The following is a 1,453-nucleotide window of genomic DNA, read 5'->3' on the forward strand; positions in this document are numbered from 1 at the left end:
GTAGTTATCCCAATCTATAATGTAGAAAAATATTTAAGAGAATGTTTAGATAGTGTTGTTAATCAAACTTATAAAAATTTACAAGTTGTACTTGTAAATGATGGTAGCACAGATGAAAACTCACTCAATATAGCCAAAGAATATACTTTAAAAGATGAAAGATTTATACTTTTTGATAAGGAAAATGGGGGTTTATCTTCAGCTCGTAATGTAGGCATAGAATTCTTTAGTAAAGAATATGATTTTAAAAATATTACCCAAGAATTAAAAGAAAACTCCTTAGTAGAATTTAAACTAGACAATGAAGATAATCCTTATAATATTTATAAAATATATAAAAGTTCAAATTTCTTTAAAAATAAAGATGAACTTTTAAATTTTAAAGCTCCTGATATTGATTATATTATCTTTTTAGATTCTGATGATTATTGGGAATTAAATTGCATAGAAGAATGTGTTCCTAGAATGGATGGGGTTGAAGTGGTTTGGTTTGATAATAAAGCGTTTGATTATGAAATTAAAACAATTTATCCAACTTCTAAAACATTTATGGAATATTTTAACTATAATATTAAAAATAAGCAAATTGATGGAAATACATGGTTTGATGAATGCCGTAAAAATAATATAACTTCCATTTGGATAGCTGTTATGGAAATGATTGATTTTGCTTATTTAAAAACATTAAAACTCAAATTTCTTGATGGAGTTTTATATGAAGATAATTTATTTGGAACCTTATTGTTTTTAAATGCTAAAAAATTATATGTTCTTGATAAAAAGCTTTATAATAATAGAATAAGAGCTAATAGTATAATGTGTCATGATAATAATTTAAGTTTTGAAAATTTGGCACCATTTTTTAGGATTTTATCCAATGATTTTTTAGATCCATATGATGCAAGAGAATATATAAAGTTGTATAGCTGGACATGTATGACATTTGTATTGTTGTTAATGTATGTAAATAAATTTAAAAATAAGGAAAATTTAGAAAAAATTCGTTTCTTTTTATTCTCTTATAAGAATATTTTATTTGAGAATATAAAGTTAAATCAAGATCCTTGGGCTATAAAAGATAAGATAGATATTATTAATTTTTTTGTAAATAATAAATTTGAAGATAATAAATATCAGTTTAACACCAATTTATACGGCACAGCTAAACAAAGAATTCAAAATCAGCTTTGTTATAAATTAGGTCAAACTATGATTATTAATTCTAAAAGTATTATTGGTATTCTATTCATGCCAATATATTTGTTATCAGTATTTTTAAATTACAAACAAGATCAAAAAATATATTATCAAAAAATAAAAAAAGATCCAACTTTAAAACTACCCCCTTTAGAAAATTATCCAGATTACCAAGAAGCTTTAAAGTATAAAGAACACTTATCTTATAAACTAGGAAAAATTTTATTAGAATCTTTTAAAACTTGGCATAAAGGTG

At 23.1% G+C, this 1,453-nt stretch carries 1 protein-coding gene; it reads left to right on the forward strand.

The genetic code is table 11. The annotated features are described in order from the left end of the window. Positions 1-1,453: glycosyltransferase family 2 protein (locus tag AJ886_RS07070; protein ID WP_070287457.1), on the forward strand; the 1,453-nt coding region annotated here is incomplete at both ends.

It is taken from the genome of Campylobacter sp. BCW_6465 (genome assembly GCF_001762815.1).
Lineage (GTDB): Bacteria > Campylobacterota > Campylobacteria > Campylobacterales > Campylobacteraceae > Campylobacter_D > Campylobacter_D jejuni.